Annotated in this window: 20 protein-coding genes; 13 read left to right on the forward strand and 7 right to left on the reverse strand. The window is 70.5% G+C overall.

Going from position 1 to position 26904, the window contains the following annotated elements:
* Positions 1 to 42 precede the first annotated feature (42 nt).
* From ACZ69Q_RS13455 to ACZ69Q_RS13470, 4 genes are read left to right on the forward strand one after another with little or no spacing between them, the layout of a single operon-like run.
* The gene (locus ACZ69Q_RS13455; RefSeq protein WP_471041094.1) at positions 43 to 945 is read left to right on the forward strand and encodes an ABC transporter permease; all 903 of its coding nucleotides are present in this window, start codon (positions 43 to 45) and stop codon (positions 943 to 945) included.
* Positions 918 to 1691 carry an ABC transporter ATP-binding protein gene (locus tag ACZ69Q_RS13460; protein WP_471041096.1) on the forward strand — a complete coding sequence of 258 codons (774 nt, stop codon included), beginning with the start codon at positions 918 to 920 and terminating at the stop codon, positions 1689 to 1691. The genes ACZ69Q_RS13455 and ACZ69Q_RS13460 overlap by 28 nt, the downstream gene beginning before the upstream one ends.
* 27 nt (positions 1692 to 1718) lie before the next feature.
* A complete protein-coding gene (locus ACZ69Q_RS13465; protein ID WP_471041098.1) occupies positions 1719 to 2726 on the forward strand; it encodes an ABC transporter substrate-binding protein in 1008 nt (335 codons plus the stop codon).
* Between the two features lie 42 nt (positions 2727 to 2768).
* A complete protein-coding gene (locus ACZ69Q_RS13470; protein ID WP_471041099.1) occupies positions 2769 to 3854 on the forward strand; it encodes an NAD(P)-binding domain-containing protein in 1086 nt (361 codons plus the stop codon).
* 44 nt (positions 3855 to 3898) lie between these two features.
* Here ACZ69Q_RS13470 and mltG read toward each other — a convergent pair whose 3' ends face one another.
* Together mltG and ACZ69Q_RS13480 are read right to left on the reverse strand one after the other, a co-directional pair.
* On the reverse strand, positions 3899 to 4759 hold the full coding sequence (mltG, locus tag ACZ69Q_RS13475) for an endolytic transglycosylase MltG (RefSeq protein ID WP_471041100.1): 861 nt from the start codon (positions 4757 to 4759) through the stop codon (positions 3899 to 3901).
* A gap of 43 nt (positions 4760 to 4802) precedes the next feature.
* Positions 4803 to 6605 carry an ABC transporter ATP-binding protein gene (locus ACZ69Q_RS13480; RefSeq protein ID WP_471041102.1) on the reverse strand — a complete coding sequence of 601 codons (1803 nt, stop codon included), beginning with the start codon at positions 6603 to 6605 and terminating at the stop codon, positions 4803 to 4805.
* A gap of 113 nt (positions 6606 to 6718) precedes the next feature.
* Between ACZ69Q_RS13480 and ACZ69Q_RS13485 the strand changes: the two genes are divergently transcribed.
* The 3 genes from ACZ69Q_RS13485 (at position 6719) to ACZ69Q_RS13495 (ending at position 11993) form a co-directional block, all read left to right on the forward strand.
* Positions 6719 to 7168 carry a MarR family winged helix-turn-helix transcriptional regulator gene (locus ACZ69Q_RS13485; protein ID WP_471041104.1) on the forward strand — a complete coding sequence of 150 codons (450 nt, stop codon included), beginning with the start codon at positions 6719 to 6721 and terminating at the stop codon, positions 7166 to 7168.
* A gap of 112 nt (positions 7169 to 7280) precedes the next feature.
* Positions 7281 to 7637, forward strand: coding sequence for a CU044_2847 family protein (locus tag ACZ69Q_RS13490; RefSeq protein WP_471041106.1), 357 nt, complete (start codon positions 7281 to 7283; stop codon positions 7635 to 7637).
* A gap of 12 nt (positions 7638 to 7649) precedes the next feature.
* Complete coding sequence (locus ACZ69Q_RS13495; RefSeq protein WP_471041107.1) at positions 7650 to 11993, forward strand: nSTAND1 domain-containing NTPase; 4344 nt, start codon at positions 7650 to 7652, stop codon at positions 11991 to 11993.
* Positions 11994 to 12073: 80 nt separating this feature from the next.
* Here ACZ69Q_RS13495 and ACZ69Q_RS13500 read toward each other — a convergent pair whose 3' ends face one another.
* The 3 genes from ACZ69Q_RS13500 to ACZ69Q_RS13510 form a co-directional block, all read right to left on the reverse strand.
* A complete protein-coding gene (locus ACZ69Q_RS13500; protein WP_471041108.1) occupies positions 12074 to 13513 on the reverse strand; it encodes a cation:dicarboxylate symporter family transporter in 1440 nt (479 codons plus the stop codon).
* Between the two features lie 176 nt (positions 13514 to 13689).
* Complete coding sequence (locus ACZ69Q_RS13505) at positions 13690 to 15333, reverse strand: peptide-N4-asparagine amidase (RefSeq protein ID WP_471041109.1); 1644 nt, start codon at positions 15331 to 15333, stop codon at positions 13690 to 13692.
* 50 nt (positions 15334 to 15383) lie between these two features.
* Positions 15384 to 16136: a hypothetical protein gene (locus ACZ69Q_RS13510; protein WP_471041110.1), complete on the reverse strand. Its 753-nt coding sequence runs from the start codon at positions 16134 to 16136 to the stop codon at positions 15384 to 15386.
* Positions 16137 to 16325: 189 nt separating this feature from the next.
* Here ACZ69Q_RS13510 and ACZ69Q_RS13515 point away from each other — a divergent pair, with 189 nt between their 5' ends.
* The 4 genes from ACZ69Q_RS13515 (at position 16326) to ACZ69Q_RS13530 (ending at position 21465) form a co-directional block, all read left to right on the forward strand.
* Positions 16326 to 18287 (forward strand): ABC transporter transmembrane domain-containing protein, encoded by a 1962-nt coding sequence (locus ACZ69Q_RS13515; RefSeq protein WP_471041112.1) that lies wholly within the window; start codon positions 16326 to 16328, stop codon positions 18285 to 18287.
* A complete protein-coding gene (locus tag ACZ69Q_RS13520) occupies positions 18284 to 20071 on the forward strand; it encodes an ABC transporter ATP-binding protein (RefSeq protein WP_471041114.1) in 1788 nt (595 codons plus the stop codon). The genes ACZ69Q_RS13515 and ACZ69Q_RS13520 overlap by 4 nt, the downstream gene beginning before the upstream one ends.
* Positions 20072 to 20589: 518 nt before the next feature.
* Positions 20590 to 21060: a DUF5709 domain-containing protein gene (locus ACZ69Q_RS13525; RefSeq protein WP_471041116.1), complete on the forward strand. Its 471-nt coding sequence runs from the start codon at positions 20590 to 20592 to the stop codon at positions 21058 to 21060.
* A 144-nt stretch (positions 21061 to 21204) separates the two neighbouring features.
* Positions 21205 to 21465, forward strand: a complete 261-nt coding sequence (locus ACZ69Q_RS13530) for a type B 50S ribosomal protein L31 (RefSeq protein ID WP_471041118.1) — start codon at positions 21205 to 21207, stop codon at positions 21463 to 21465.
* 101 nt (positions 21466 to 21566) lie between these two features.
* On the opposite strand, the gene ACZ69Q_RS13535 is transcribed toward ACZ69Q_RS13530, so the two are convergent.
* On the reverse strand, positions 21567 to 22361 hold the full coding sequence (locus ACZ69Q_RS13535; protein WP_471041120.1) for a metal-dependent hydrolase: 795 nt from the start codon (positions 22359 to 22361) through the stop codon (positions 21567 to 21569).
* A gap of 145 nt (positions 22362 to 22506) precedes the next feature.
* Between ACZ69Q_RS13535 and ACZ69Q_RS13540 the strand changes: the two genes are divergently transcribed.
* Complete coding sequence (locus tag ACZ69Q_RS13540; protein ID WP_471041121.1) at positions 22507 to 25020, forward strand: DEAD/DEAH box helicase; 2514 nt, start codon at positions 22507 to 22509, stop codon at positions 25018 to 25020.
* Between the two features lie 19 nt (positions 25021 to 25039).
* Complete coding sequence (locus tag ACZ69Q_RS13545) at positions 25040 to 25909, forward strand: acyl-CoA thioesterase (RefSeq protein ID WP_471041123.1); 870 nt, start codon at positions 25040 to 25042, stop codon at positions 25907 to 25909.
* On the opposite strand, the gene ACZ69Q_RS13550 is transcribed toward ACZ69Q_RS13545, so the two are convergent.
* Positions 25896 to 26828 carry a DUF6397 family protein gene (locus ACZ69Q_RS13550; protein WP_471041124.1) on the reverse strand — a complete coding sequence of 311 codons (933 nt, stop codon included), beginning with the start codon at positions 26826 to 26828 and terminating at the stop codon, positions 25896 to 25898. The genes ACZ69Q_RS13545 and ACZ69Q_RS13550 overlap by 14 nt on opposite strands.
* Positions 26829 to 26904: the final 76 nt, after the last annotated feature.

Here is a 26904-nt window from a genome sequence, read left to right on the forward strand (position 1 = left end):
CGCGTCCTCCCCACCGGTCGCCGACCATCCCGTGGAGCACCCATGAGCATCAGCCATGCCCCGCCCGATTCCTCTGGGCCGGATATTTCCGATATACCCGACGACCGACTCGCCAAGGCAGACGCTGTCGCCCCCGCCGTTCCCGACCTCGAACCCCTGGTCCCCACCTCCTCCCGCCGGACCCGGGTACCGCGCTGGCTGCGCCGCACGAGCGGCCCCGTCCTGCTCCTGATCCTGTGGCAACTGCTCAGCGGCTCGGGCTTGCTGACCTCCGACGTCCTCGCTTCGCCCGGCCGGATCGCCCAGGTGGCGGGCGACATGATCGCCGACGGATCGCTGACCTCGGCCATGGGGACGTCCCTCCAGCGCGTCGCCGCCGGGCTCGCTCTCGGCACGCTCGTCGGCACCGGACTCGCCCTGGTCTCGGGCCTGTTCCGGATCGGCGAGGATCTTGTGGACGCGCCCGTGCAGATGCTGCGAACCGTGCCGTTCGTCGGGCTGATCCCGCTGTTCATCATCTGGTTCGGCATCGGCGAGGCACCCAAGATCGCCATCATCACGCTCGGCGTGACGTTCCCGCTCTACCTCAACGTCTACGCCGGCATCCGCGGCGTGGACGCCCAGTTGATCGAGGCCGGGGAGTCGCTCGGGCTGTCCAGGTGGGGACTCGTGCGGCACGTCGTGCTGCCGGGTGCGCTGCCGGGCGCCCTGACCGGCCTGCGCTACTCGCTCGGCATCGCCTGGCTCGCGCTCGTCTTCGCCGAGCAGGTCAACGCCGACTCCGGCATCGGGTTCCTGATGGTGCAGGCGCGGGACTTCCTGCGGACCGACGTGATCGTGGTCTGCCTGATCGTCTACGCCTTCCTCGGCCTGCTCGCCGACTTCATCGTCCGCTCCCTCGAAAGGCTGCTGCTGCAATGGCGACCGACGTTCACCGGCCGGTGAGCCCCAAGGCCACGGAGGCCGACCGGACCGTGCCGGCCGCGCAGGCCGTGCACGTGTCGGGGCTGACCCGCTCCTTCGACGGACGTGCCGTCATCGACCGGCTTCAACTCGATGTGCGGCCGGGCGAGTTCGTCGCCCTTCTCGGCCGCAGCGGCTGCGGCAAGTCCACCCTGCTGCGCATCCTCGCCGGTCTCGACCGCGACATCGAGGGCACCGTCCTGGTGCCGCGCCGCAAGGCCGTCGCCTTCCAGGCACCGCGGCTGATGCCGTGGAAGAAGGTGTGGCGCAACGTACTGCTGGGGCTGCCGGGCAAGCCTGGCCGCGCGGTCGCCGAGCGGGCGCTCGAGGAGGTCGGCCTGGACCACCGTACGGACGCCTGGCCCAAGACGCTCTCCGGCGGCGAGGCACAACGGGCCTCCCTGGCACGGGCGTTGGTCCGCGAGCCCGATCTGCTGCTGCTCGACGAGCCGTTCGGCGCGCTCGACGCGCTCACCCGGATCAAGGCCCAGCGCCTGGTCGGCGAGTTGTGGCAGCGGCGCGGCTGCGCGGTCCTGCTCGTCACGCACGACGTCGAGGAGGCCGTGCTCCTCGCCGACCGCGTCCTCGTGATGGATGACGGGGTGATCGCTCACGAGCAGCGCATCGACCTCGACCGCCCCCGCGACATCACCGACCCCCGCTTCGCCGAACTGCGCGCCGGACTCCTCGAACGCCTCGGCGTCGACACCGCCGCCGAAGCCGCCTGATCACCCCCATCCCAGAACGGAACCACCATGCGACGACGCCTCGTCCCCGCCGCGCTCCTCCTCCCCCTCGCTCTTGTGCTCACCGCCTGCGGCGGGAACTCGGCAGCCGCGACGGACACCGACGGCCAGGGCTCCCTCACGCTCAACGTCGGTGACCAGAAAGGCGGTTCGGAGGCCATCCTGCGCGCCGCAGGAGAGCTCGAGAACCTCGACTACAAGATCAAATGGTCGACCTTCACCTCAGGTCCGCCGTTGCTGGAGGCCGTCAACGCCAAGGCCGTGGACATCGGCGGCGTCGGCAACACACCGCCGGTCTTCGCGGCGGGCGCCGGCTCGAAGATCACGGCGGTCGCCGCCTTCAAGGGCACGTCCAAGGGCGACGCGATCCTGGTGCCGAACGACTCCGAGCTGACCAAGCCCGAGCAGCTCAAGGGCAGGTCGATCGCCGTGGCGCAGGGTTCCTCCGCCAACTACCAGCTCGTCGCCTCCCTCAGGAAGGCCGGCCTGAGCCTGAGCGACGTCAAGGTCAAGTACCTGCAGCCGGCGGACGCGCTGGCCGCGTTCACCGCCGGCAAGGTCGACGCTTGGGCGGTGTGGGACCCGTACACGTCACAGGTGCTGCTGTCCAAGCAGGGACGGGTCCTGACGACCGGGGACGGGATCACCAACGGGCTCACCTTCCAGGTGGCGGCCCCCTCCGCGCTTCAGGACAAGAAGAAGGCCGCCGCAGTCAAGGACTACCTGGAGCGACTGCGGCGCGCCACGGCGTGGGTGTACGAGCACCAGGAGGAGTGGGCCAAGGTGTGGGCGAAGGACACGGGGCTGCCCTATGAGGTGGCGCTGGCCTCGGTGAAGCGCACCAACGCCACCCGGATCTCGGTCGCGGTCGACAAGCCGCTCATCGCCTCCGAGCAGGAGATCGCCGACACCTTCACCGAGCTGAAGCTCATCCCCGGAAAGGTGGACTTCGGCGACTTCGTGGACACGCGCTACAACGGCGACCTGCCGCCGTCGACCACACGGGCCCGTCGGTAGTCCCGGGGGAAGATCCGCGCCCCCGAGGCCGTTGGTAGAAGCGTGAACAACACTGAGGCGGTCGAAGCGGTCGACGTGGTCGTCATAGGCGCTGGTCAGGCAGGCCTGTCCAGCGCCTACCACCTGCGGCGCACCGGTTTCGAGCCGGGCCGTGACTTCGTCGTCCTCGACCACTCCCCCGGTCCGGGCGGCGCCTGGCAGTTCCGGTGGCCGTCCCTGACGTACGGCAAGGTGCACGGGATGCACTCGCTGCCCGGCATGGAACTGACCGGCGCCGACCCCGAGCGGCGGTCCTCCGAGGTCATCGCGGAGTACTTCGACACCTACGAGCGGAGCTTCGGCCTGCCTGTGCTGCGGCCCGTCGACGTGCAGGCCGTACGCGAGGGCCCGGACGGGCGGCTGCTGGTCGAGACCTCGGCGGGAACCTGGGCGACGCGGGCCCTGATCAACGCCACCGGCACCTGGGACCGGCCGTTCCTGCCGCGCTACCCCGGCCAGGAGTCCTTCCGGGGGCGGCAGTTGCACACCGCGCAGTACCCGGGGCCGCAGGCGTTCGCAGGTCAGCGGGTCGTGGTCGTGGGCGGCGGCGCCTCCGGCACCCAGCATCTTCTGGAGATCGCGCCCTACGCGGCGGCCACGACGTGGGTCACACGGCGTCCGCCGGTGTTCCGCGAGGGCCCCTTCACCGAGGACGTGGGCCGGGCGGCGGTCGCGCTGGTGGAGGAGCGGGTCCGGCAGGGCCTGCCGCCGAAGAGTGTGGTCTCGGTCACGGGGCTGCCGCTGAACGACGCCATCCGGCAGGGCCTGGCGGACGGCGTCCTGGACCGTCGGCCCATGTTCGACCGGATCACACCGGACGGGGTGGAGTGGAACGACGGCGAGCGTGTGGAGGCCGACGTCATCCTGTGGGCGACGGGCTTCCGCGCCGTCATCGACCATCTCGCCCCGCTGCACCTGCGCGAGCCGGGCGGCGGCATCCGGGTGGAGGGGACGCGAGCGGTCGCCGACCCGCGTGTCCACCTGGTCGGCTACGGCCCCTCCGCCAGCACGATCGGCGCCAACCGGGCGGGCCGTGCGGCCGTACGGGACATCAGGCGGCTGCTGGCCGAGGAGCCGGTGGCCGCGTGACGCTCCGGCCGGCCGGAGCGGTATCCGCATGAAGTCCCGCCGGCTCACCCGGTCGGCTTCGGGCTCGCCTTGTACTGCTTCTGCTGGGCGTTGAACTCGGCGACATTGCGCTGGTGTTCCGTGTAGTCGGCCGTGAAGCGGGTGTCGCCCTGCTTGACCGTGACGAAGTACAGCCAGTCGCCGGCGGCCGGATTGATCGCGGCGCGCATCGCTTCGTCGCCCGGGTTGCCGATGGGCGTGGGCGGCAGGCCCATGCGCTGGTACGAGTTGTAAGGGCTCTCGATCCGGGTGTCGGCCTCGGTCGTCCTCACCGTGGAGCGCTTCAGGGCGTAGTTGATGGTGGAGTCCATCTGGAGCGGCATGCCGCGTTCGAGCCGGTTGAAGATGACCCGCGCCACCTTCCCCATGTCCGCCTCGGTGGCGGCCTCGGCCTGGACGATGCTCGCGATCGTGACCGCCTGATAGACGTTCATGGCGTTGCGCTGCGCCCCGGCGGCGATGGGGGCGCCGCTGAACTTCTGGTTGGCGGTGTCGACCATGGCCGACAGCAGCGAATCCGGCGTCGCCCTCTTGCCGTTCTTCTCCAGCGGGTAGGTCGCCGGGAAGAGGTAGCCCTCCGGGTTGCCCTCGGCATCGTTCGGCAGCTTCAGGTCGAGCTTTTCGAGGGACTTCTTCGTAGTGCCGGACGGCAGGGCGAGGGCCTTGTCCACTGCCGTGTAGATCTGGCTGGATCGCCAGCCCTCCGGGATCACCAGCGAGGTGGGCCGCGCCGCCTCCTCCTCGCCCATGACCAACAGAGGCACCGCCACGGCGGTGCCTGCCACGACGGCGCCGGCAGCGATGAGAGCCACACGCCCCCGGCGCGTCAGTCGAATCGTGCTCCGTGGCGGAGTGTTCAAGTACATGCGGGCACGGTATCCCGCACATGGTCACAAACCCGGCATAACGTCACCCTGTGGGCTCCAGTTGGGCGTCCCGCCTGACCAGCGCCGCATAGCGCCCGTCCCGCTCCAGCAGCTCCTCGTGCGTACCGCGTTCCGCCACCTGCCCCGCGTCGAGGACCACGATCTGGTCGGCGTCCCGGACGGTGGACAGCCGGTGCGCGATGGTGACCGTGGTGCGGTTGGCGGACAGGGCGTCGATGGCGTCCTGGACGGCGTGCTCGGTGCGGGTGTCCAGGGCACTGGTCGCCTCGTCGAGGATGAGGACCGGCGGGTCGCGCAGGATGGTGCGGGCGATGGCCAGGCGCTGCTTCTCACCACCGGAGAAGCGGTGGCCGCGCTCGCCGACGACGGTGTCGTAGCCGTCGGGCAGGGACGCGATGTGGTCGTGGATCTGGGCCGCCTTCGCCGCCGCGTGCAGTTCCTCGTCGGTGGCGTCGGGCTTGGCGAAGCGCAGGTTGTCGGCGACCGTGGCGTGGAAGAGGTACGTCTCCTGCGAGACGACGCCGACCGCGCGGGCCAGGGTGTCGAAGTCGAGGTCGCGCACGTCGACCCCGTCGAGGGTGACCCGGCCGCCCGTCACGTCGTACAGCCGCGGCACGAGATGGCCGAGCGTCGACTTCCCGGCGCCGGTCGGGCCGACGACCGCGAGGCTGCCGCCCGCCGGGACGGTGACGTCGATGCCGTCGAGGATCGGGCCGCTCTTGCCGTCGTAGCGGAACTCGACGTTCTCGAAGCGGACCTCGCCCTTGACGCGGTCGAGGTGGACGGCATCCTCGCGCTCGGTGATGTCGATGGGCAGGTCGAGGTACTCGAAGATGCGCTGGAACAGCGCGAGCGAGGTCTGGATCTGGACGCCGGTGGACAGCAGGCTGACCGCCGGGCGGAACAGGCCCTGCTGGAGCGAGACGAACGCGACGATCGTGCCGATCGAGACCTGCGGGCCGCCGACCTGGAGGACCACGCCTGCGGTCCAGTAGATGAAGGCGGGCATGGCGGCCATGACCATGGTGATGACGGCCATGCGCCAGCGGCCGGCCATGTTCGACCGCACCTCGAGGTCGACGAGCTGCTCGGACTCGTCGGCGAAGGCCTTGGTCAGCGAGTCGGAGCGGCCCATGGTCCGGCCGAGCAGGATGCCGCTGACCGAGAGCGACTCGGTGACGGTGGCGGCCATCGCGGCCATCTGCTTCTGGCGCTGGGTGGTGATCTTCTTGCGTTCGTTGCCGACGCGGCGGCTGATCCAGACGAAGACCGGCAGCAGGAGCAGCGAGACGACGGTCAGCCGCCAGTCCAGGGCGATCATCGCGACGATCGTGGCGACGACGCTGGTCAGGTTGGAGACCAGGGACGTCGCCGTGGAGGTGACGGTGGCCTGCATGCCGCCGATGTCGTTGGCGATGCGGGACTGGACCTCGCCGGTGCGGGTGCGGGTGAAGAAGGCCAGCGACATGCGCTGAAGGCGGCCGTACACCGCGGTGCGCAGGTCGTGCATGACGCGCTGGCCGACCGTCGTGGAGATCAGGGTCTGGAGCACGCCGAAGACGCTGGTCAGCACGGCGCTGAGGATCATGCCGAGCGCGAGCAGGCTGAGCAGGCCGGTGCGGCCCTCGGGGATCGCGACGTCGAGGATGGCCTTGAGCAGGAACGGCGTGGCGATGCCGACCAGCGACGAGGCGCCGACGAGCAGGCCGACGACCGCGAGGCGGCCGCGGTACGGACGGAAGAGTCTCAGGATGCGACGCACCTGCCGCGGCTGTTCCGGCTGCGCGGCGGATGGTGTCCAGGCGGGTTCGTTGTCGGGGTGCATGGGCTCCTACGGAGGTGTGACGATGCGGACGGACGGCCCCCCGGGGCCGCTGACGGAGCTTAGCTCATTGTTACCTATGCTCACAATGAACTTGGTCCTGATATTGTTCCCGCATGACCACCCCCGATCCCGAGGGCCCGCTCGCCGAGCAGCTCCTGCGCTTCACCCGCCGGGTGCACCGGATCCAGAAAAGGCACCTCCACGAGTGCGGCCTCGGCGTCACCCCGGCCCAGTCGCGCCTGCTGCGCACCCTCGCACACTACGACTCGCCGCCCAGGATGGCCGACCTCGCCGAGCGCCTGGAGGTGGTCCCGCGCGCGGTGACGACACTCGTCGACGGGCTGGAGGCGAGCGGGAAGGTACGGCGGGTACCGGATCCGACGAACCGGCGGGTGATCCGGATCGAGCTCACCGAGGACGGCCGCAAGGCCCTGCGGGAGCTGCGCGGTGCGCGACGCTCCGCCGCGGAGGAGATCCTTGCGCCCCTGACGGACGAACAGCGGTCGGTGCTGGGGGAGTTGCTGGACACGTTGATCGACGGGGGTGGGGAGCGGCGCTGCTGAAGCCCGCCACGACCAGGACCGTCGACCGCCACTTCCAAATGCGTCGACTCGACCTCCCGGAGTGTGTCCGTTCGGCTACGTTGAGCGAACGAGCATGCGTGGGGGAGGACATGTGCTGACACCGGCTGTGGTGCTGGTCCCGTTGGCGGGCGGCGGTTCGATTCTGGTGCAGGTGGACCCGGACGACGTACCGGCCGACCTGCCAGGGCCCGTCAAAGCGGGCCGGACGGCGGACGCGATACGTGAACTGCCGCAGAACCTGCAGGCGGCCATGGGGCCCGTCACCGATATGGCCCGGGCCGTCCTGGAACAGTTGCGCCGGGCCGGACCCGACGGGGTCACGGTGGAGTTCGGAGTGAACCTCGCCGCCCAGGCCGGAGCCGTGATCGCCAAGAGCGAGGCGGGTTGCCATCTGAAGGTGGCGATGACCTGGAACAGCACCGCGAGTACCGACGAGGGCGCGAGCTGAGGCGGCCCCGCCATGCTGACGGAAGCGGGCGGCGGGCCGACGGCACGGCTCAGGCCCGGCCCCAAGACCGCTGTCGCGCAGATCCTCGCACCCGACAGCGCCGTGGCCGGCTCGGGTTTCCTGGCCGGCGACGATCTGCTGCTCACCTGCGCGCACGTCCTTCAGGGCGCGGGGCACGGCCCCGGCGACGACGTCCGGGTGCGCTTCGCCCAGGCCGCGAACGCGCCGTACGCGGACGGGACGGTCCTCGCCGAGCCGTGGCGGGACCCGGACGGCGAGGACATCGCAGTCATCCAACTGCACGCCGCACCCCCCGGCCTTGCGGCGCTCGCGATCGGATCGGCCCAGGGCTTCGAAGGGCAACGGGTGCGCTCGTTCGGCTTTCCGGCCCAGGCGCATGCCGACGGCCGTTTCGGAACCGGCATCGTCCAGGGCCACCTCAACGCCGACGGCCGGGTACTCCTGCAACTGGACAGCGCGAACTCACTGACCCAGGGATTCAGTGGCGGACCGGTCATCGACGAGGAATCCGGGCTCGTGATCGGCATGGTCACCGAGATCACCGCCCCCGACCGTCACCAACGAGGCGTGAACGTCGCGTATGTGACACCTGGTGAGAGGCTTCGCACCGCCTGCCCCGCGCTCGCCACCCAGGACATCTGCCCCTATCTGGACCTCGAGCCCTTCGAGACGAGGCACAGCCACTTGTTCCACGGGCGTGAGGGGGCACGGGACGAGGTGCTGGAGAAGTTGATGCGGCACCGCGGCGTCCTGTTGCAAGGTCCCTCCGGTTCCGGCAAGTCGTCCCTGGTGCAGGCCGGCGTCCTCCCCGCGCTGCCCAAGAACTGGCTGACCTGTACCGCGCGCACCGGCCGGGACTGGGCCGGTGACCTGGAACGGGACGGTCTGACAGGCGTCCGGGACGCCGGTCTCGCACAGGCCGTGCGCCGACTGCTGGCGGACCGGCAGGAAAACGTCCGGTTGCTGCTCGTCCTCGACCAGTTCGAGGAGCTGCTCACGTCGGCCGGTGCCGGTTCCGATCCGCTCAGCCACGCCGACGGCGCCCTGAGGCAACTCACCGAGGTCATCCGCTCGTACGAGCCGGTCGTGGTGCTGCTGGTGATGCGGGTCGACTTCTACCACCGACTGCACGTTCTCGCGCCGGAGTTGCTGGAAGCCGTCAAGCAGGGGCAGATCGACCTCTTCCCCACGCTCAAGGCCGAGGAACTGCGCGCCATCGTGACCCGGCCCGCCCACAGCGTCGGCCTGCGGTTCGAGGAGGGCCTGCCGGAAACGATCGTCTCCGAGGTTCTGGCCCCACGTCCGCGTGTCGCCCCGGACGGCAGGGCCGATGTCTCCGTGCTGCCGCTGCTGGAGAAGACCCTGACGCTGCTTTGGGAGAACCGCAGCGACAACCGGCTCACGCGCGGGGCATACGACAGGATCGGCGGATTCCGCGGGAGCCTGAAGGGCTGGTACGAACGGGCCTTCCAGGAACTCGGCCCCGGTCGGCGGGCCGTGGCCCAACGCGTTCTCAGCGCCCTTGTCCGTCACGACGAATCGGAGCAGGCCCCCGACACCCGGCAGATCCGCTCGGTGGAGGAACTGAGTGATCTGACCGCCGACTCGTCCTTCGACGAGGTCCTGGCCGTGCTGGCCCGCCACCGGCTCGTCATCACGCACACGCCGCCGGAAGGCAGGTACAAGGGCCGGCCCATGGTCGAGCTGGTCCATGAGTACCTCATCAGCACGTGGGACGACCTGAGGAAGTGGGTGGAACGGGACGCCCCGTTCGACGCGTGGCTTCGTCAGGTCCAGTCACAACGGCGGAACTGGGAGGCGACGAACAACGCCGATGATCTCCTTCAGCGCTCCGATCTGAACGCCGCACTCGACTGGGCCGCGCACAAGCGCACCCTGCCTCCCCACGTCAGTGAATTCATCCGGGCAAGCGACGCGCACCACAAGGCTCGCGAGCTGCGCAGTAGGCGCATCCGCCGCACGGTCATCACGGTGTTGTCCCTGATGACCGCCGGACTGATGGTCGCATCGGCCTTCGCGGTCGACTCCGCCAATCGCGCACGACAGGAGACCGAGGCCAGGCAGGAGCGGGAGCTGATCGCCACGACCGAGGGACTCGCGGCCCAGGCCGAGCGGCTGCGCGAGAGCGATCCGCGGCTCGCCCTCCAGTTGGGTATGGCCGCCGATCGACTGCGCAGCACCGCCAAGGTGCGAGCGAGCCTGGTCAACACACTGAGCACCACAAGACTCGCCGGGACCTTCTCGGGCAGGGGCCTGGGATTCACGGACGACAGCGGCGACCGGTTCCTGGTCGGGACCGACAGGGCCGAAGCGGACGGCGAGCTCCTGACCACGTATGCCGTCGGCGGGACGGATCCCGGCCGGGCGCTGCGGCGACGCGACATCGGCGTGGCAGCCGCCCTCAGTCAGGACGGGAGGCGGCTGGCCACGTTCGACGAGGACGGGCGGTCGGTACGGGTGCATGCCGTGGGTGCCCATGACGACGAGGGAACGGCCGCGTCTCCAGCGTTCGGTACGGACGCTCGAACGACCGACGCGGAGTTCGGCGCGGACGGAAGACGCCTGGTACTGAGCCATCTGGACGGCACGGTGACCCTCTGGGACGTCTCCCGGTCTTCCCGTCCGACCGCGCTGGGTACACCCCTGCGCGTCCGGCCGAAGCCGCGAGCGGACGATGCCTCCCCGTGGTCCGCCCGTCCGGGGATCTCCCCCGACGGCCGACTCCTCGCAGTGGCCGGCGAGCGGTCGGTCGTCCTCTGGAGCGTCGCCGCACCCCGGCGCGAGGTGGCGCGCCTGCGTCTGCCGCCGCTCAAGACCGAGGCGTACACCGATCCGTACGAGATCTCCCAGATCTCCTTCAGCCCGGACGGGCGGACGCTGGCCGCGGCCGCCGGCGGTGGCGTGGTCCTGTGGGACATGGCCGATCCCGGGCGCCCCACGCTGCTCGAAACGCTCACGGACGTCGGCTCCGCGGCGGTCTTCGCACCCGGCGGCCGGACGCTGGCGACCGCGGGCGACGACGGCAGCGCCGTGCTCTGGGACGTCACCGACAGGTCGCGGGCCAGGCGCGTCGACGCATTCCCCTCGCCCCACGAGAGCGGAGCCGCCGCGATCCGCTTCGCGCCGGACGGTGGACGCCTCATGGTGCAGCAAGGAGGTTCCGCAGGGGGTTACGTGACGGTCTGGAACCTGCGCCGGCCAGGTCTGCCGCAGCCCGTGGGCGGCAAGTTGCCGTCCCGCTCCCCCGCCTTGGCCCTGCGGGCGGACGGGCGCGTCCTGGTGACGGCGCGCGAAGGCGGCTGGGTCGACTGCTGGGACATCGCTTCGCCGGACCACGCCGTCCGGGTCTCCACCTTCCGTGCACTCGTCAGGGGCGGGGTGAGCGCCATGGCCTTTCGCCCGGACGGCAGAGAACTGGCGGTGGGCGGGGCAGGCGGCACGGCCCAGCTCTGGAACGTCAGCGACATGCGGCGGCCGGTACGTCGCAGCGCGGCCCCGAGATCCACTCTCGACCGTGTCACCGCACTGAGTTTCACCCCCGACGGCAGAACGCTGCACCTCTCGGACAACGCCTATGTGGTGCGCTGGCGGACCGGCTCGCGCACGATCCCCCTCACGATGGGCACGGTCTATCCCCAGTTCGTCACCCGTGTGGCGTTCAGTCGGCAGACCGACACCATGGCGCGGGTCGCGCCCTATCAGCCGTTCTCCCAGGTCGTTCGCGAGCGCGGCGACCTGGTGGGAGCGAGCGTGCAACTGTGGCCGGTCGGCGACTCCGGCCCCATGCCGGGCAGCGGAGCGCATGAACTGCCCGGCCCGGGAAACGTCGGTTCGGCGGTGGAGTTCCATCCGGCGGGACGGATGCTCGCCGTCGGCAGTCCCTTCGGCACGCTGACGCTGTGGCAGATCGAGGGCGCCTACGAGGAACGCCGCCGGGTCGGCCTTCCGGTCAAGGCACACAGCACGGCGATCTCCGCCATCGCCTTCTCTCCCGACGGCTCCACGGCCGCCACAGGGGCCACCGACGGCACGGTCGTGATCTGGTCGCCCGGCAAGGACGGCCCCCTGAACCTCAGCGGCCCGCCCACGCTCAGCCACTCGGGCACGGTTCTCGCCATGGCCTTCTCCCCCGACACCCGGACGCTCGTCACCGACGGTGCGGATGGTGTGGCGCGGTTGTGGAACGTGGGGGCCATCGCGGACGCGCGCGCGGAGCCGACGGAACTGGCGTGCGCGTTCGCCGGAGACGGACTGGACGAACTGGAGTGGGAGTCCTTCATTCCGTCGCTGCCCTACCGGAACACGTGCTCGTGAAAGGGCCTCGGCGGTGACAGGCCGCGGCCACCGCTCCTTACTGCCGGAGCGGTGGCCGTAGCCGCTGTTCGTGCGGACCGTCAGTTTGTCTCGCCGGCCGCTTCCTCAGTGCTGCGGGCCGGTACGGTGACGGAACCGCCGGACACGGACGGTTCGGCCCTGTCGCGCTCCGCGTGCTGGGCCTTGTCGAACTCCGCTCCACGGGGCTCGTCGTCCTCCACCGTCACCACGATTTCGCCGTCCAGGACCTTCTTGGCCCGTTCCCTGTCCAGCGCGCCCTCCCAGCGGGCGACCGCGAAGACGGCGACGCAGTTGCCGAGCAGGTTGGTGACGACGCGCATCGAGTCCATGATGCGGTCCACGCCGAGCAGCAATGCGACGGCGCCGGCCGGGATCGCGCCCAGCGAGGAGGCGGTCGCCGACAGGGCGAGGAAGGCCGAGCCGGGGATGCCCGCCATGCCCTTGCTGGTCAGCATCAGCACCAGGACGACGGTGATCTGCTGGCCGAGGCTCAGGTCCACCCCCACGGCCTGGGCGATGAACAGCGTGCCGATGGACAGGTAGAGCGAGGCGCCGTCGAGGTTGAAGGAGTAGCCCGTCGGCAGCACCAGACCCACGGCGTCGTCGCGCGCCCCCGCCTTGCGCAGCTTCTGCATCACCCGCGGCAGGACCGACTCGGTGGACGCGGTGCCGAGCGCGAGCAGCATTTCCTCACGGATGTAGCGCAGGAACTTCCACAGGCTGAGCCCGGTGACCGCCTTCAGGGCCAGTGCGAGAAGCGCGATGAACAGCGCGGCGGCCGCGTAGCAGAGCACGATCAGCTTGCCGTAGGTCTCGATGACGCCGAGTCCGTAGTTGCCGATCAGGACGGCCATCGCGCCGAACACCGCGATCGGGGCCAGCCGCATCACGAAGCCGACGATCGCGAAGATGATCTCCTGGGCCTGTTCGATGGCGGGCAGCACCTGCGGCACCTTGGTGTGGCCGAGATGCAGCAGCGCGGCGCCCACCAGGCAGGCCAGGACGAGGACTTGGAGCAGGGAGTTCTCGGCGAAGGCACCGATGAAGGAGGTGGGGATGGCCTCCAGCGCGAACTGGGTCGTCGAGGGAAGGTGCCCGCCGCCCGTCTTGGCGTCGACCGCCGAGGCGTCCAGCGTGGCGGGGTCGACGTGCATCCCCGATCCCGGCTGGACCACGTTGGCGGCGAGAAGACCGATGACCAGCGCGAGCGTGCTCGCGACCTCGAACCAGATCAGGGCCTTGAGCCCGATCCGGCCGAACGCCTTGAGGTCACCGGCCTTGGCGATGCCGACGACGACCACACAGAACACGAGCGGCGAGATGATCGTCTTGATGAGCCGGATGAAACCGTCGCCGAGCGGCTGGAGATCCGCACCGAACCCGGGCCACAGCTTCCCGACGACGATTCCGAGCACGAGCGCGCAGGCGACCTGCGCGAAGAGAGAGGTACGCAATATGCGTGCGACGCGTCGCGGCAGGGACGGTACGGACGGCGGCACGGGAACTCCTTGGGGACGGCGGCACACAGAAGTCCCCTGGAACGGCGGGGACTTCTGCCATACGGAAAGCGCATTCCGTTCGGATCACTCTGCGGCTGATGTTGGTCCCGCACAAGACCGCCGTGTTGCATCCGTGTAAATCACGCCCCGCGTGACGCGTCGCACACACCCCGCCTTCAGCAGCGGCTTCGGTCCTCGGTGAGCACCCCCTGAACGCTCGCCAGAGAACGGTCGTGGCAACCGTCCGAGCCGTACGACCGATAGCGCTCGCTCGTCGTACCGACCGCGTGCCGCTGGTCGCGCGGCACGTTCAACGTCCAGGCGGCGTCTCCCGTGTAGGTGTCGTCGAGCCGCGACCAGGCGGTCCGCCGTCCGTCCTGGGTGGTCACGACGGAGGCACGGTCACCGAGGGTCAGCACGGTGCGCAGCCTGTCGCCCGCGCCGATGACGATGGAGCCGTCCATCGTGTACGTCCGCTGGGTGCTGGTCGTGCGGGCCGGTCCGCGTCCGTCGACCGTGACCGACTGGCCGTCCGTCCAGGTGGCGTCGAGGGCGTCCAGGTTCTCGCCGTCGGTCCAGCGGTGCACGGAGTCGTTGGTGAGCGAGCGGCGCACGGTGGTCGTCACCCGGCCGTGCGAGGTGTCGACGTACCCGGCCACGGTGAGCCGGTGACCACCCTGCGTGTCCACCCGGTGTTCCGAACCTGGCGTGTACGTCGAGGAGTTGGCGAGGTCGCCGGCCCGGTGCACGGTGAGCTTGCCGGTGACGTGCGCACGCTTCGCGTCCTGCCGGACGAGGACGTTCACGGGTGCGCTCCAGCCGCTCTGCCCCTCGGGGACGCCGACGACGGAGACCTCCACGCGATGCGGGCGGCCGTCGTTGAGCAGGCCGGCGAAGGGCGTCAGGTCGTACTCGATCGGCTTGACGTCGAAGGCGCGCGGCCCCGGGATGACGTACCAGAGGAAGGGGTTGGACCAGCCGCCGGTCCACACGTGCGGGAAGGGCGCGGCGATTCCGGCGAGTTGGCCGTCGACCTTGATCTGGACCTCGCGGTACGGTCCGCCGGCGGCCTTGCACGAGTAGGGCGCCGCATCGGGTGCCGACAGGTACCAGAACTCCTCGCACCCTCCGCCGGAGCCGGTGGCGTACACCTCGGCGACGATGCGTTCGCTGTTGCGCGGCGTGGTCAGCGTGCCGTCCTTGAGGGTGAGGACACGGTCGGGGCTCGAGGCCGGGCGGCCGGCGTAGAACGTCAGCGTGACCTTGACGTCGATGACGCCGGTGTACGTGTCGTCGACAACGTTCCCGATGAGCATCTCGACGTCCTGGCCGGTGCGCAGGGTGTCGCTGTAGCGCGTGACGTCCTTCTCCACGGACCACTCGATGCCGTCGGGCGACGGCTCCGGAGTCGACGTGCGGAAGATCTCGACCCCGCCGATCTGCAGATGGCCGAGCCGGTCGTACTGGCGGCCCTTGACCTTGCCGTCCATCCGCAGCACGACCTTGGCCCAGCGATCGCCGCAGCCTTCGGGTGGTGCGTAAGTGCCCCTGTACGGCGTGAAGTCACGGAACTGCGCCTCGGCGACGGTGACTTGGCACGATTTGCCGGAGGGCCTGGTGACGGGAGGGGCGGCGGTGATGGGGTCGTGCCAGTCGGCGCCGAACTCGGCAGGGACGTCGGCGGGTTGGGCCGCCGGGGTTGCTGCGGCTGCGGCGGCGGGTTCGGCGGATTCCGCCGCCGGAGCCGGGCCCGCCCCGAGGAGGGTGCTCGCAAGAAGGGTTGCCCCCGCGAGCATGGACATGACGATCCGTCTCTTCATGGGCGGTGTTCTACGGGGAGTCGGGCACCCGCCGCAATGACGCCTACTCGTCAGCGCGCGGACTTCAGGTCGGCCTTGTCCCCCATCACCACCACGGGATGCAGGTCCGGATCGAGCGTGCGCAGCAGATGCTCCATCCCGGATTCGGACAGACTCACGCAGGCCGACGTGCCACTCCCGTGGTCCATGTGCAGCCAGATGCCTCCGCCCCGCTCGTAGCCCTGGGGGCGGGTGGGGTCGTTGGGCGGGGTTCCCTCGACCCGGTTGTAGTCGATGGCGATGACGTAGTCGAAGTCGTGCCAGTACGACTTCGCCCACCAGCGCGGCGCCGCGAAGGCGGCCGACCGCGTGTACGGCAGCCTGGCCCCGGGATCCTTCAGTACGCCGCCCGCGTCGCTGAGGGTGAACACGCCGACGGGGCTGCGGTTGTCGCCCTCATGGTGGTCGGTGGTCCAGCCCTTCTTTCCGTTGTGCGCGGGCCAGGCACGGACCCGGTCCCAGTCGGTGCCGTGCTTGGTGTAGAGCACGACGGTGGAGTCCGCGGAGTCCTTGCCGTCGCCGTAGACCGCCACGACCTGGTGTGACTCGGCGGGGATGCGTCGCTGCCAGCGGTCGCTGATGCCCGGGATGCGCGTCGGATCGGCGGTGGCCGAGCGTCTGGGTGCCGACTTGCCGACGTCCGCACCGCCGTCGTCACGCGCTCCGTCCCGCGCGCCGCCGCACGCCGTCAAGGCCGTGGTCGCCAGCAGGGATCCGAGGGCCGCCGCCAGGACCGTCGCGCGCCATGCTCCGCCGTTCCGCATCGTTCCATGGTCGCACCGCGTCCGGCCCGGGGGCCGGAACTGAGCGTCCTGTTGGAAAACCGTTTGCGTCCGGCCACGCTGCGACGCGAACCTTTCACGGTTTGCTGCCGCCGTGCGCTGCCCGTTCCGCGCAACGGCCGTCAATCGACCCCCATCCCTTCCCCCACTGACACGAGCCACTGGGACGTCATGCAGATTCAAGACCTTCCGTACCCCGACCCAGGTGTGCCCGACGCCCGCTCAGGTCCCCGATTCCTGTGGTGGCTCTTCAGGAACCAACTGGACGGCCAGCTCAAAGCCCTGGCTTGGGGACTGCTGCACTTCCTGTCCGTCTCCGCGCTGCCCTTCTGCGTCGGCGTCGCCGTACAGGCCGTCGTCGACCGTTCGGGCAAGCAGCTCGCCCTGGCGGGCGGACTCCTGGCCCTGTGCTGCGCCGGCAACGCCATCGGCGAGACCTTCCTGCACCGCACCGCCGTCACCAACTGGATCACGGCCGCAGCCCGCGTCCAGCAGGTGCTGGCCCGCAAGACCGCACAACTGGGCTCGGCCCTGACCCGGCGCGTCGCCGCCGGCGAGGTCGTGGCCGTCTCCACGGGTGACGTCGAGAAGATCGGCTGGTTCGTCGAGGCCTGGTCACGGTTCACCGCCGCGGCCGTCACCATCGTGGTGGTCTGTGTCGGCCTCGTCGTCTACCAGCCGGCCCTCGGCACGGTCGTGGCCGTGGGCCTGCCCGTACTGGCGGTCGCCGTACTGCCGCTGCTGCCACGCGCGACCCGACGGGCCGACCTCCAGCGCGAGAAGGCCGGCCGGGCCACCGAGCTCGCCTCCGACACCGTGGCCGGACTGCGTGTCCTGCGCGGCATCGGCGGCGAGGAACTCTTCCTCGACCGCTACCGCAGCGCCTCCCAAGAGGTACGTCACGCGGCCGTACGCAGCGCCCGGATGTGGTCCCTGATCTCCGCGATCCAGGTGCTGATGCCGGGCCTGCTGCTGATCGCGGTGGTCTGGTACGGCGTCCACCTCGCCCGCCAGGGACAGGTGAGCATCGGCGAACTCGTCACCGTCTACAGCTCGATCATGATCCTCACCTATCCGCTGCGGCACTTCGAGGAGATCGCCATGGCGTACTCCTTCTCGCGGCCCTCGGCCCGGCGCGCCGCCCGTGTGCTGTCACTGGAACGGGCCACCGACACCGACGGATCGCGCGACGGGGCACAGGTGCCGTCCGGGGATCTGTACGACCCGGCCACCGGACTGCTCGCACCCACGGGCCGGCTCACCGCCGTGGTGTGCGGCGACCCGGACGCGGCGGGACGACTGGCCGAACGGCTGGGCGGACACCCCTCGGAGGAGGGCACCCCGGTACTGCTCGGCGGCGTCCCGCTCGACGAGTTGCCGCTCGACAGCGCCCGCACGGCCGTCCTCGTGCAGGACAAGGATCCGGTGCTGCTCTCCGGCACGCTGCGCGAACTGCTCGACGTGCCCAGGTCGGGCGATGTCCGCCCCGAGGAGGCGCTTTCGGCGGCGCAGTGCACGGACGTCCTGGCGGCACTGGTCCAGGGTTCGATCGACGCCGAGGACCCGATGGACGCCCGCATCACCGAGCGCGGCCGGTCGCTCTCCGGCGGCCAGCGCCAGCGTCTCGCGCTCGCCCGGTCGCTGATCACCGACCCGGGCGTGCTCGTCCTGGACGAGCCGACCTCGGCCGTCGACTCGCACACGGAGGCCCGCATCGCCCAGGGCGTGCGGAACCTGCGGGCCGGACGCACGACCGTGGTGTTCACCTCCTCTCCGCTGCTCCTGGACCGCGCCGACCAGGTCGTCCTGATCCACGAGGGCGAGGTCGCGGCGGTCGGCGTACACCGTGAGCTGGTGAGCACCGAGCCTCGGTACCGGGCCGTGGTGACACGGGAGACGGAGGAAGAGGCGGTGGAGACGGAGGCGACGGAGATGGAGGCGGCCGAGAGGGAGGCCGCCGAGAGGGAGGCCGGCCGCGGAGCCGGGGCCGCCCATGGGGACGGGCCTGGCACGGGCGGGCCCGGCACGGGCGGCGGGCCCAGCACGGGCGGGCTGGGCAGGGACGAACCGGTCAAGGCGTCCGCCCTCGAAGACGTACTCAAGGAACTGGAAGAGATCGAGGAGTCGGCATGATCGGCGTTGCGCCACCGGAGTACGACCCGGCGGCCCCGACGGCGGCGAACACCCTGCCGGTCGGCGCCCCCACGACCGTGCGCACCTACGTGGTGGAGCTGTTCCAACGGCACCGGCGTGCCTTCCTGCTGCTCGTCGGCGTCAACACGGTCGCCGTCGTGGCATCGATGGCGGGGCCCTGGCTGCTGGGCGGGCTGGTGGAGCGGGTATCGGACGGAGCCGCCGAGCGCGAGCTCCATCTCGAGCTCACCGTCGGCCTGTTCGTGGTCGCGCTCGTCGTCCAGGCCGTTTTCGTACGGCAGGTGCGGCTGCGCGGGGCGATGCTCGGCGAGCGGATGCTGGCCGACCTGCGCGAGGACTTCCTCGTACGGTCGGTCGGGCTGCCGCCCGGTGTCCTGGAACGCGCCGGGACGGGCGACCTGCTGTCCCGGATCACGACGGACATCGACCGGCTGGCCAACGCGATGCGCGAGGCCGTGCCGCAGCTCGCGATCGGCGTGGTGTGGGCGGCCCTGCTGCTCGGCGGACTGATCATCACCGCGCCGCCGCTCGCGGCCGCCGTACTGCTCGCCGTGCCGCTTCTCGTGCTGGGCTGCCGCTGGTACTTCCGACGGGCGCCCGCCGCCTACCGCTCGGAGGCCGCGGGGTACGCAGCCGTGGCGGCCGCGCTCGCCGAGACCGTGGACGCCGGGCACACCGTCGAGGCCCACCGCCTCGGCGCCCGCCGGGTCGAACTGTCGGACCTGCGGGTCAAGCAGTGGACGGCATGGGAGCGGTACACGCTCTGGCTGCGGTCGGTGCTCTTCCCCATCATCAACGTCACCCATGTCACCGTCCTCTCCTCCGTCCTGATGATCGGCGGCGTCTTCGTCCTCCAGGGCTGGATCGGCGTCGGTCAGCTCACCACGGGTGCCCTCATCGCGCAGATGCTGGTCGACCCGGTGGGTCTGATCCTGCGCTGGTACGACGAGCTCCAGGTGGCCCAGGTGTCGCTGGCCCGGCTGGTCGGGGTACGGGACATCGAGCCGGACGCCGGGGACACGGAGCTCGCGCCCGCCGGCCGCGACGTGCACGCCGACCGGGTGCACTTCGGCTACCTGGAGGGCGTGGACGTGCTGCGCAAGGTCTCCCTGGAGGTCGCGCCCGGCACCCGGCTGGCCCTGGTCGGCCCCTCGGGTGCCGGCAAGTCCACGCTGGGCAGGCTGCTCGCGGGCATCTACGCGCCCCGCGACGGCCGGATCACCCTGGGCGGGGCCGAACTGTCCCGGATGACCGCCGAGCGCGTCCGCTCCCACGTCGCCCTGGTCAACCAGGAACACCACGTGTTCGTGGGCTCCCTGCGCGACAACCTGCTGCTGGCCCGCACGGACGCGACCGACGCCGAGCTGTGGGCGGCACTGGGCGCGGTCGACGCCGACGCGTGGGCGCGTGCGCTCGACGACGGCCTCGACACCGAGGTCGGCTCGGGCGGCTTCGCGCTCACCCCTGCCCAGGCCCAGCAGATCGCGCTGGCCCGACTGGTGCTGGCCGACCCGCACACGCTGGTCCTGGACGAGGCGACGTCCCTCCTCGATCCCCGCGCCGCCCGCCACCTGGAACGCTCCCTGGCCCGCGTCCTCGACGGCCGCACGGTCGTCGCCATCGCCCACCGCCTCCACACCGCCCACGACGCGGACGTCATCGCCGTCGTGGAGAACGGCCGGATCAGCGAACTGGGCAGCCACGAGGAACTCGTCACGGCGGATGGCGCTTACGCGGCGCTGTGGCGGTCTTGGCATGGGTGAGCGGCCACGCGGGTGGCTGCCGGGATCGACTGTCACAGCACCGTCCCGGCACGGGTGCGGGGGGTGACTGCCGGGATCGACCTCCATGGCGCCGCCCTGGCACGGGTGAGGGGGGGACTGCCGGGATCGCCGGAGCCGGCGGCGCCCTCCAGGGCGGGATCTACCCAGGTCAGAGCAACGCCCGACGTCACCGGGACGGGCTCCGGCGTGACCGGAGTGGCCAGGGCGGCGTCTGCCATGGCCCGGCTGGGGCACCCGCGTCCGGTATACCGAACCAGGCCTCCCCGATTCCGCCCGGCGTGACCGCACGGAGCCGGCCCGGATGCATCCGGAGCGCTCGCCCTCGTCCGTGCCGTTGCGCCGGGGTGAAAAGGGGTGGAAGGCTGGATAGCGGCACCGGTTCGGGGAGCACCCGGGAACCACGCGGTTCGCGCCGGGTGCGGCCTGTGCCCCGCACCGCGACGGCCCGTCGCTTGCCGCGGTGGGTTCGGGCCCGTCCGCACCACCTGGAGGTACCCGTGAACAGCGCCGAGGGATGGGGTGACGACGTCTACCAGCCCGACGCCTCCGATCAGCGTGAGGACACGGGGCTGCTGGACGCGGAGGACACCCTGGAGAACGACGGCGTCGACGACCCGCTGGACCGGGGCTGGTCCCCTCCGGACCGACCATGGGCCGTGGAGCACTCCGGTGTCACGGCCGCCGAGCGCAAGCAGGGCGAGACCCTCGACCAACGTCTGGCCGAGGAGATGCCGGACCTTGCCACGCCCGACGGCGACGGCATGGGCGACGCCGACGGCACCGACGGAGAACTCCTCGACAACGAGGTCGGTGCCCTGCGCTCCGGCCGCCTCGTGGCACCCGACGAAGGCGCCCACGAGGACGAGGAGAGCGCGCTCGTCGCGACGGACGTCGGCATCGACGGTGCGGCGGCGTCCGCCGAGGAGGCCGCCATGCACATCGTCGACGAGGACTCCCTGTCCGGCTGACGGCCGAGGCCCCTCCGGCACCCGTGCCTCCGACGCCCGCCCGCTCTGTCCCGCGGTCCCAGCGATCGCAGTGGCCACCCCACCGGCTTCATCCGCCGCCCCCAAGCCGTCGGCCTCGCCGATACCGCCACCCGAGGAGCTCGCATGCAGCAGGACAAGCAACCCGACTACCACCCGGTCGTCTTCCGAGACCGCGCCGCAGGTTACGCCTTCCTGACCCGGTCCACCGCGACCAGTGAACAGACGATCGACTGGGACGACGGCGAGACCTACCCGGTCGTGGACGTCGAGATCTCTTCGGAGAGCCACCCCTTCTACACCGGCAAGGCCAGAACGGTGGACTCCGAGGGCCGGGTCGCCGCCTTCGAGCGGCGCTACGGCGGTGGCGCGGGAGAAACCGGCTGATCCGATTGGGACACGGGTGAGCACACCGAAGGTCGCCGGTGTGCGGTTGCCCGGCTGCGCGGGCGGTTCACCGGGATGGTGCCGCCCACGCTTTCGCCCGCTCAGATCACGTTGAGCGCCGCCGCGCAGCCCACCCCGCCGAGCACCATGAACACCGGCATCAGCACCTTGAGCTCGACCCAACTGCCGGCCCGGAACCGCATCACCTTCGGCGGCCCCAACGGGTACCAGCGCTTGCGGCCCACCGGAATCGGCCACAGGATCGGGCAGCCGGACACCGTCAGCGCGTCCCCGATGTCGTGCACCAGGGCGCCCAGCACGATGGGCAGCCCCAGCCACAGATACTCCTGGCCGGGCGCCGTGAACAGCCAATCCGAACCGTTGCCCGGCTTGTCCAGCACGCCCGCGAGGATCCACGCGCTGGTCGCCGCCAGCAACCAGACCAGGACGTCGGCACTGGAGCCCCGGGTCGCACGCCACAGCAGGCCCTCGATGGCCAGCACCATGTGGGCGAACAGGATCGCCAGCACCGCCCAACGCCCCCCGGTGATCGCCAGGGCGGAGGCGCCCCCGCCGATCAGGACCGCCCACAGCCAGGTGTGCGTGAGGGTGCGATGCCCACCGGAGCGCCGCGGGTCGCCCTGCTTCTTCGTCGCCTTGTAGACGGCGTACGACAGCTTGTCGACGATCTCGCACAGCCAGCGCGACAGCGGACCGAAGGACCGCGAGATGGTGGCCGCCTTGTGATCGAGATCCGGGGCGAGGGCGGCCCCGGCGCAGATCAGCGCGCCGGAGAGCAGCACGGGCCAGGGCATTCCGTGCCCGGCGGCGGCAGCCGCCGCTCCGACGCCGAGCCAGGCGGCGGCGCCCGACAGTGAGTGTGCTGGTCCCATCATCGGTGTTGCCCGCCCCATTCCTCGTGTGCCGCTGTCCAGTTGACCGGGTTCGCTGACTTGTCGTCGGCGACACAGCGTAGCGTTCGCGATCTTCGCCCCCGCAGCCGATTCCCCTATGAGGCGGGAGGGCAGGCAAGATGGGTGGGTGACCCTCATCGATCAGCTCCCGCCGACCGCCGACCCCGACGCCCTCTACGAAGCCTTCGAGTCGTGGGCCGAGGAGCGCGGGCTCACCCTCTATCCCCACCAGGAGGAGGCGCTGATCGAGGTGGTCTCCGGTGCGAACGTGATCGTGTCGACGCCCACCGGCTCCGGCAAGAGCATGATCGCGGCGGGTGCCCACTTCGCCGCGCTGGCCCGGGACGAGGTCACCTTCTACACCGCTCCGATCAAGGCGCTCGTCTCGGAGAAGTTCTTCGAGCTGTGCAAGATCTTCGGCACCGAGAACGTCGGCATGCTCACCGGCGACGCGTCCGTCAACGCCGACGCCCCCGTCATCTGCTGCACCGCCGAGGTGCTCGCGTCGATCGCGCTGCGCGACGGCAAGCAGGCGGACGTCGGCCAGGTCGTCATGGACGAGTTCCACTTCTACGCGGAGGGCGACCGGGGCTGGGCCTGGCAGATCCCGATCCTGGAGCTGCCGCAGGCGCAGTTCATCCTGATGTCGGCCACCCTCGGCGACGTCTCGATGTTCGAGGAGGACCTCACGCGCCGCACCGGCCGCCCGACGTCGGTGGTGCGCTCGGCGACCCGCCCCGTCCCGCTCTCCTACGAGTACCGGTTCACCCCGCTCACCGAGACGCTGACGGAACTGCTGGACACCAAGCAGGCCCCGGTCTACATCGTGCACTTCACGCAGGCGCAGGCCGTGGAGCGGGCGCAGGCGCTGATGAGCATCAACATGTGCTCGCGCGAGGAGAAGGAGCAGATCGCCGAACTGATCGGCAACTTCCGCTTCACCACCAAGTTCGGCCGCAACCTGTCCCGTTACGTCCGGCATGGCATCGGCGTCCATCACGCCGGCATGCTGCCGAAGTACCGGCGCCTGGTCGAGAAGCTCGCGCAGGCCGGGCTGCTGAAGGTGATCTGCGGTACGGACACGCTCGGCGTGGGTGTCAACGTCCCCATCCGCACGGTGCTGTTCACGGCCCTCACCAAGTACGACGGCAACCGCGTCCGCACGCTGCGCGCCCGTGAGTTCCACCAGATCGCGGGCCGCGCCGGGCGGGCCGGCTTCGACACGGCGGGCTTCGTGGTGGCGCAAGCCCCCGAGCACGTCATCGAGAACGAGAAGGCGCTCGCCAAGGCCGGCGACGACCCGAAGAAGCGCCGCAAGGTCGTCCGCAAGAAGGCGCCCGAGGGCTTCGTCGCCTGGACGGAGAACACCTTCGAGAAGCTCATCGCCTCCGAACCGGAGCCGCTGACGTCCCGTTTCCGGGTGACGCACACCATGCTGCTGTCGGTGATCGCCCGGCCTGGCAACGCCTTCGAGGCGATGCGGCATCTGCTGGAGGACAACCACGAGCCGCGCAAACAGCAGCTCCGGCACATCCGGCGCGCAATCGCGATCTACCGCTCGCTGCTGGACGGCGGCATCGTCGAGAAGCTCGACGAGCCGGACGGCACCGGCCGCATCGCCCGCCTCACCGTCGACCTTCAGCAGGACTTCGCGCTCAACCAGCCGCTGTCCACCTTCGCGCTGGCCGCGTTCGAGCTGCTGGACCCGGAGTCGCCGTCGTACGCACTCGACATGGTGTCCGTCGTCGAGTCCACGCTGGACGACCCGCGGCAGATCCTCGTCGCCCAGCTCAACAAGGCGAAGGGCGAGGCCGTCGCCGCGATGAAGGCGGACGGCGTCGAGTACGAGGAGCGCATGGAGCGCCTCCAGGACATCAGCTACCCGAAGCCCCTGGAGGAGCTGCTCTTCCACGCGTACGACACGTACCGCAAGAGCCACCCCTGGGTCGGCGACCACCCGCTGTCGCCGAAGTCGGTCATCCGGGACATGTACGAACGGGCGCTGACCTTCACGGAGTTGGTGTCCGTCTACGAGCTGGCCCGCACCGAGGGCATCGTGCTGCGTTACCTCGCCAGCGCCTACAAGACCCTCGACCACAACATCCCCGACGACCTCAAGTCCGAGGACCTCCAGGACCTGATCGAGTGGCTCGGTGAGATGGTGCGCCAGGTCGACTCCAGCCTGCTGGACGAGTGGGAACAGCTCGCCAACCCGGAGGAGATGACTGCCGAGGAGGCCCAGGAGAAGGCCGACGAGGTCAAGCCGGTCACGACCAACGCGCGCGCCTTCCGCGTCCTCGTCCGCAACGCCTTGTTCCGTCGCGTCGAGCTCGCCGCCCTCGACCATGTCGAGGAGTTGGGCGAGATGGACGCCGACGCCGGCTGGGACGCCGACGCCTGGGGCGAGGCGATGGACAAGTACTGGGACGAGTACGACGACCTCGGCACCGGCCCCAACGCCCGCGGCCCCAAGCTCCTCGTGATCGAGGAGGAGCCGGCGAACCGGCTGTGGCGGGTCCGCCAGATCTTCGACGACCCCAACAGCGACCACGACTGGGGCATCAGCGCGGAGATCGACCTCGCCGCCTCTGACGCGGAGGGCCGTGCCGTGGTCCGCGTCACCGCCGTAGGCCAGCTCTGAGCACAGGAGAATCCCACGCATGACGACCAACCCGGCCGAGAGGCTCGTCGACCTGCTCGACCTGGAGCCGATCGAGGTCAACATCTTCCGGGGCCGCAGCCCGCAGGAGTCCCTGCAACGGGTCTTCGGCGGCCAAGTGGCCGGCCAGGCGCTGGTCGCCGCCGCGCGCACCACGGAGGGCGACCGGCCCGTGCATTCACTGCACGCGTACTTCCTGCGGCCGGGGCGGCCGGGCGTGCCCATCGTGTACCAGGTTGAACGGGTGCGGGACGGCAGGTCGTTCACGACCCGTCGGGTCACCGCCGTGCAGCAGGGCCGCACGATCTTCAATCTCACCGCCTCCTTTCACAAGCCTGAACAGGGGAGCTTCGAGCACCAGCTACCGCCGGCCCGCAAAGTCCCGGACCCGGAGTCACTGCCGACGGTCACCGACGAGATCCGGCAGCATCTGGGCACGCTGCCGGAGCAGTTGGAGCGGATGGCCCGGCGTCAGCCCTTCGACATCCGGTATGTCGACCGGCTGCGCTGGACCGCCGAGGAGGTCAAGGACGCCGAGCCGCGCAGTGCGGTGTGGATGCGCGCGGTCGGGCCGCTGGGGGACGACCCGGTCGTGCACACCTGCGCCCTGACCTACGCCAGCGACATGACCCTGCTGGACGCCGTCCGGATCCCCGTAGAACCTCTGTGGGGTCCACGGAGCTTCGACATCGCGTCGCTGGACCACGCCATGTGGTTCCACCGGCCGTTCCGCGCGGACGAGTGGTTCCTGTACGACCAGGAGTCGCCGATCGCCACCGGCGGACGGGGCCTCGCTCGTGGGCGGATCTACGACCGGGAGGGGCGCCTGCTGGTGTCCGTCGTCCAGGAGGGACTGTTCAGGGCGCTGTAGCCCGAGGAGTTCTGCGCCGGAGCCAGCTCAGCAAGCCGCGTGGCGGTCCCGGCTCCTCGGGCCGGTGCGGCGACCCGAGGAGCGGGGGATGCGCCGGCGCGGGGACCCGCTCGGCCGTGGGACGCGGTGCGGGCCGTAGTGCCCGCGCATGCGCCAGAACCTCCGTCAGGTCGGCCCGCAGCAGGCCGATCTCGTCCGGATCGTCGGCCGTCATGATCCTCTCGACGATGAGGTAGGTGGGCGAACCCGGTGCGCCGGATGCCGGTGGGCCCGGGCGGAAGCGGTTCACATGGGAGCGTTCATAGGGGTCCGGGACGATCTCCGCGATCTGGACAGGGTCGAGGAAGGCGGCCAGCGCCCCGGCGCTCTCCCACGGGTCCTCGGCCTGGCGCAGCAGGAAGCCTCGGTGACGTCCTCGCCAGTTGCGCGGACGCAGGTCCACGCCCGCGTCCAGCATGCCGCGCAGTGCTTCGGGCATCCGGCGGTCGTTCAGCAGTGAGGCGTTGTTCTCGTCCGCGGCGAACCGCCTCAACTCCTCAGCCAGATACAGCCAGACCACAGCTCGATAGCGGTTCAGGTAGAACTTCACAGGCACGACCAGGCCCAGGCGGGCGAGACGCGTGAACCTGCCGGCAGGCACGTCGATGACGTCCGCGCCCTCCGTCGTGCCGACGACCTTCACACGGTCCAGCAGTGAGTCGGGGAAGCCCTCATTCGAACTCACCCGGTCGATCTCTGACCGCGCGACGCGCCGGCCTCCGCCTCCCTCGTCGGGCACGGTCCGAATGAGCCCGAGATGGACGGCGAGCTCCAACTCTCCTCGCTTCAGCCCCAGTTCCCGAGCCGCGCGACTCGGCGTGCAAGCCAGGCGGTGCGGGTTCGTGATTCGGTGCGCGTCCGTGACGGTGTTGCCCGACATGGTCGATCTCCCCCGTGGAGTCAGTGGCTCACGCTCCGTGAGCTCGCCGTGACAAAACCGTAGCCGGTCCGCCAGA

This window comes from Streptomyces sp. NPDC036764 (assembly GCF_055609385.1).

What these genes read in the sequence shown, in the direction of transcription:
- ACZ69Q_RS13455 (WP_471041094.1), top strand. Translation starts at nt 43, where the DNA reads ATGAGCATCAGCCATGCCCCGCCCGATTCCTCTGGGCCGGATATTTCC.
- ACZ69Q_RS13460 (WP_471041096.1), top strand. Translation starts at nt 918, where the DNA reads ATGGCGACCGACGTTCACCGGCCGGTGAGCCCCAAGGCCACGGAGGCC.
- ACZ69Q_RS13465 (WP_471041098.1), top strand. Translation starts at nt 1,719, where the DNA reads ATGCGACGACGCCTCGTCCCCGCCGCGCTCCTCCTCCCCCTCGCTCTT.
- mltG (WP_471041100.1), bottom strand. Translation starts at nt 4,759, where the DNA reads ATGTACTTGAACACTCCGCCACGGAGCACGATTCGACTGACGCGCCGG.
- ACZ69Q_RS13480 (WP_471041102.1), bottom strand. Translation starts at nt 6,605, where the DNA reads ATGCACCCCGACAACGAACCCGCCTGGACACCATCCGCCGCGCAGCCG.
- ACZ69Q_RS13485 (WP_471041104.1), top strand. Translation starts at nt 6,719, where the DNA reads ATGACCACCCCCGATCCCGAGGGCCCGCTCGCCGAGCAGCTCCTGCGC.
- ACZ69Q_RS13495 (WP_471041107.1), top strand. Translation starts at nt 7,650, where the DNA reads ATGCTGACGGAAGCGGGCGGCGGGCCGACGGCACGGCTCAGGCCCGGC.
- ACZ69Q_RS13505 (WP_471041109.1), bottom strand. Translation starts at nt 15,333, where the DNA reads ATGAAGAGACGGATCGTCATGTCCATGCTCGCGGGGGCAACCCTTCTT.
- ACZ69Q_RS13510 (WP_471041110.1), bottom strand. Translation starts at nt 16,136, where the DNA reads ATGCGGAACGGCGGAGCATGGCGCGCGACGGTCCTGGCGGCGGCCCTC.
- ACZ69Q_RS13515 (WP_471041112.1), top strand. Translation starts at nt 16,326, where the DNA reads ATGCAGATTCAAGACCTTCCGTACCCCGACCCAGGTGTGCCCGACGCC.
- ACZ69Q_RS13520 (WP_471041114.1), top strand. Translation starts at nt 18,284, where the DNA reads ATGATCGGCGTTGCGCCACCGGAGTACGACCCGGCGGCCCCGACGGCG.
- ACZ69Q_RS13530 (WP_471041118.1), top strand. Translation starts at nt 21,205, where the DNA reads ATGCAGCAGGACAAGCAACCCGACTACCACCCGGTCGTCTTCCGAGAC.
- ACZ69Q_RS13535 (WP_471041120.1), bottom strand. Translation starts at nt 22,361, where the DNA reads ATGATGGGACCAGCACACTCACTGTCGGGCGCCGCCGCCTGGCTCGGC.
- ACZ69Q_RS13545 (WP_471041123.1), top strand. Translation starts at nt 25,040, where the DNA reads ATGACGACCAACCCGGCCGAGAGGCTCGTCGACCTGCTCGACCTGGAG.
- ACZ69Q_RS13550 (WP_471041124.1), bottom strand. Translation starts at nt 26,828, where the DNA reads ATGTCGGGCAACACCGTCACGGACGCGCACCGAATCACGAACCCGCAC.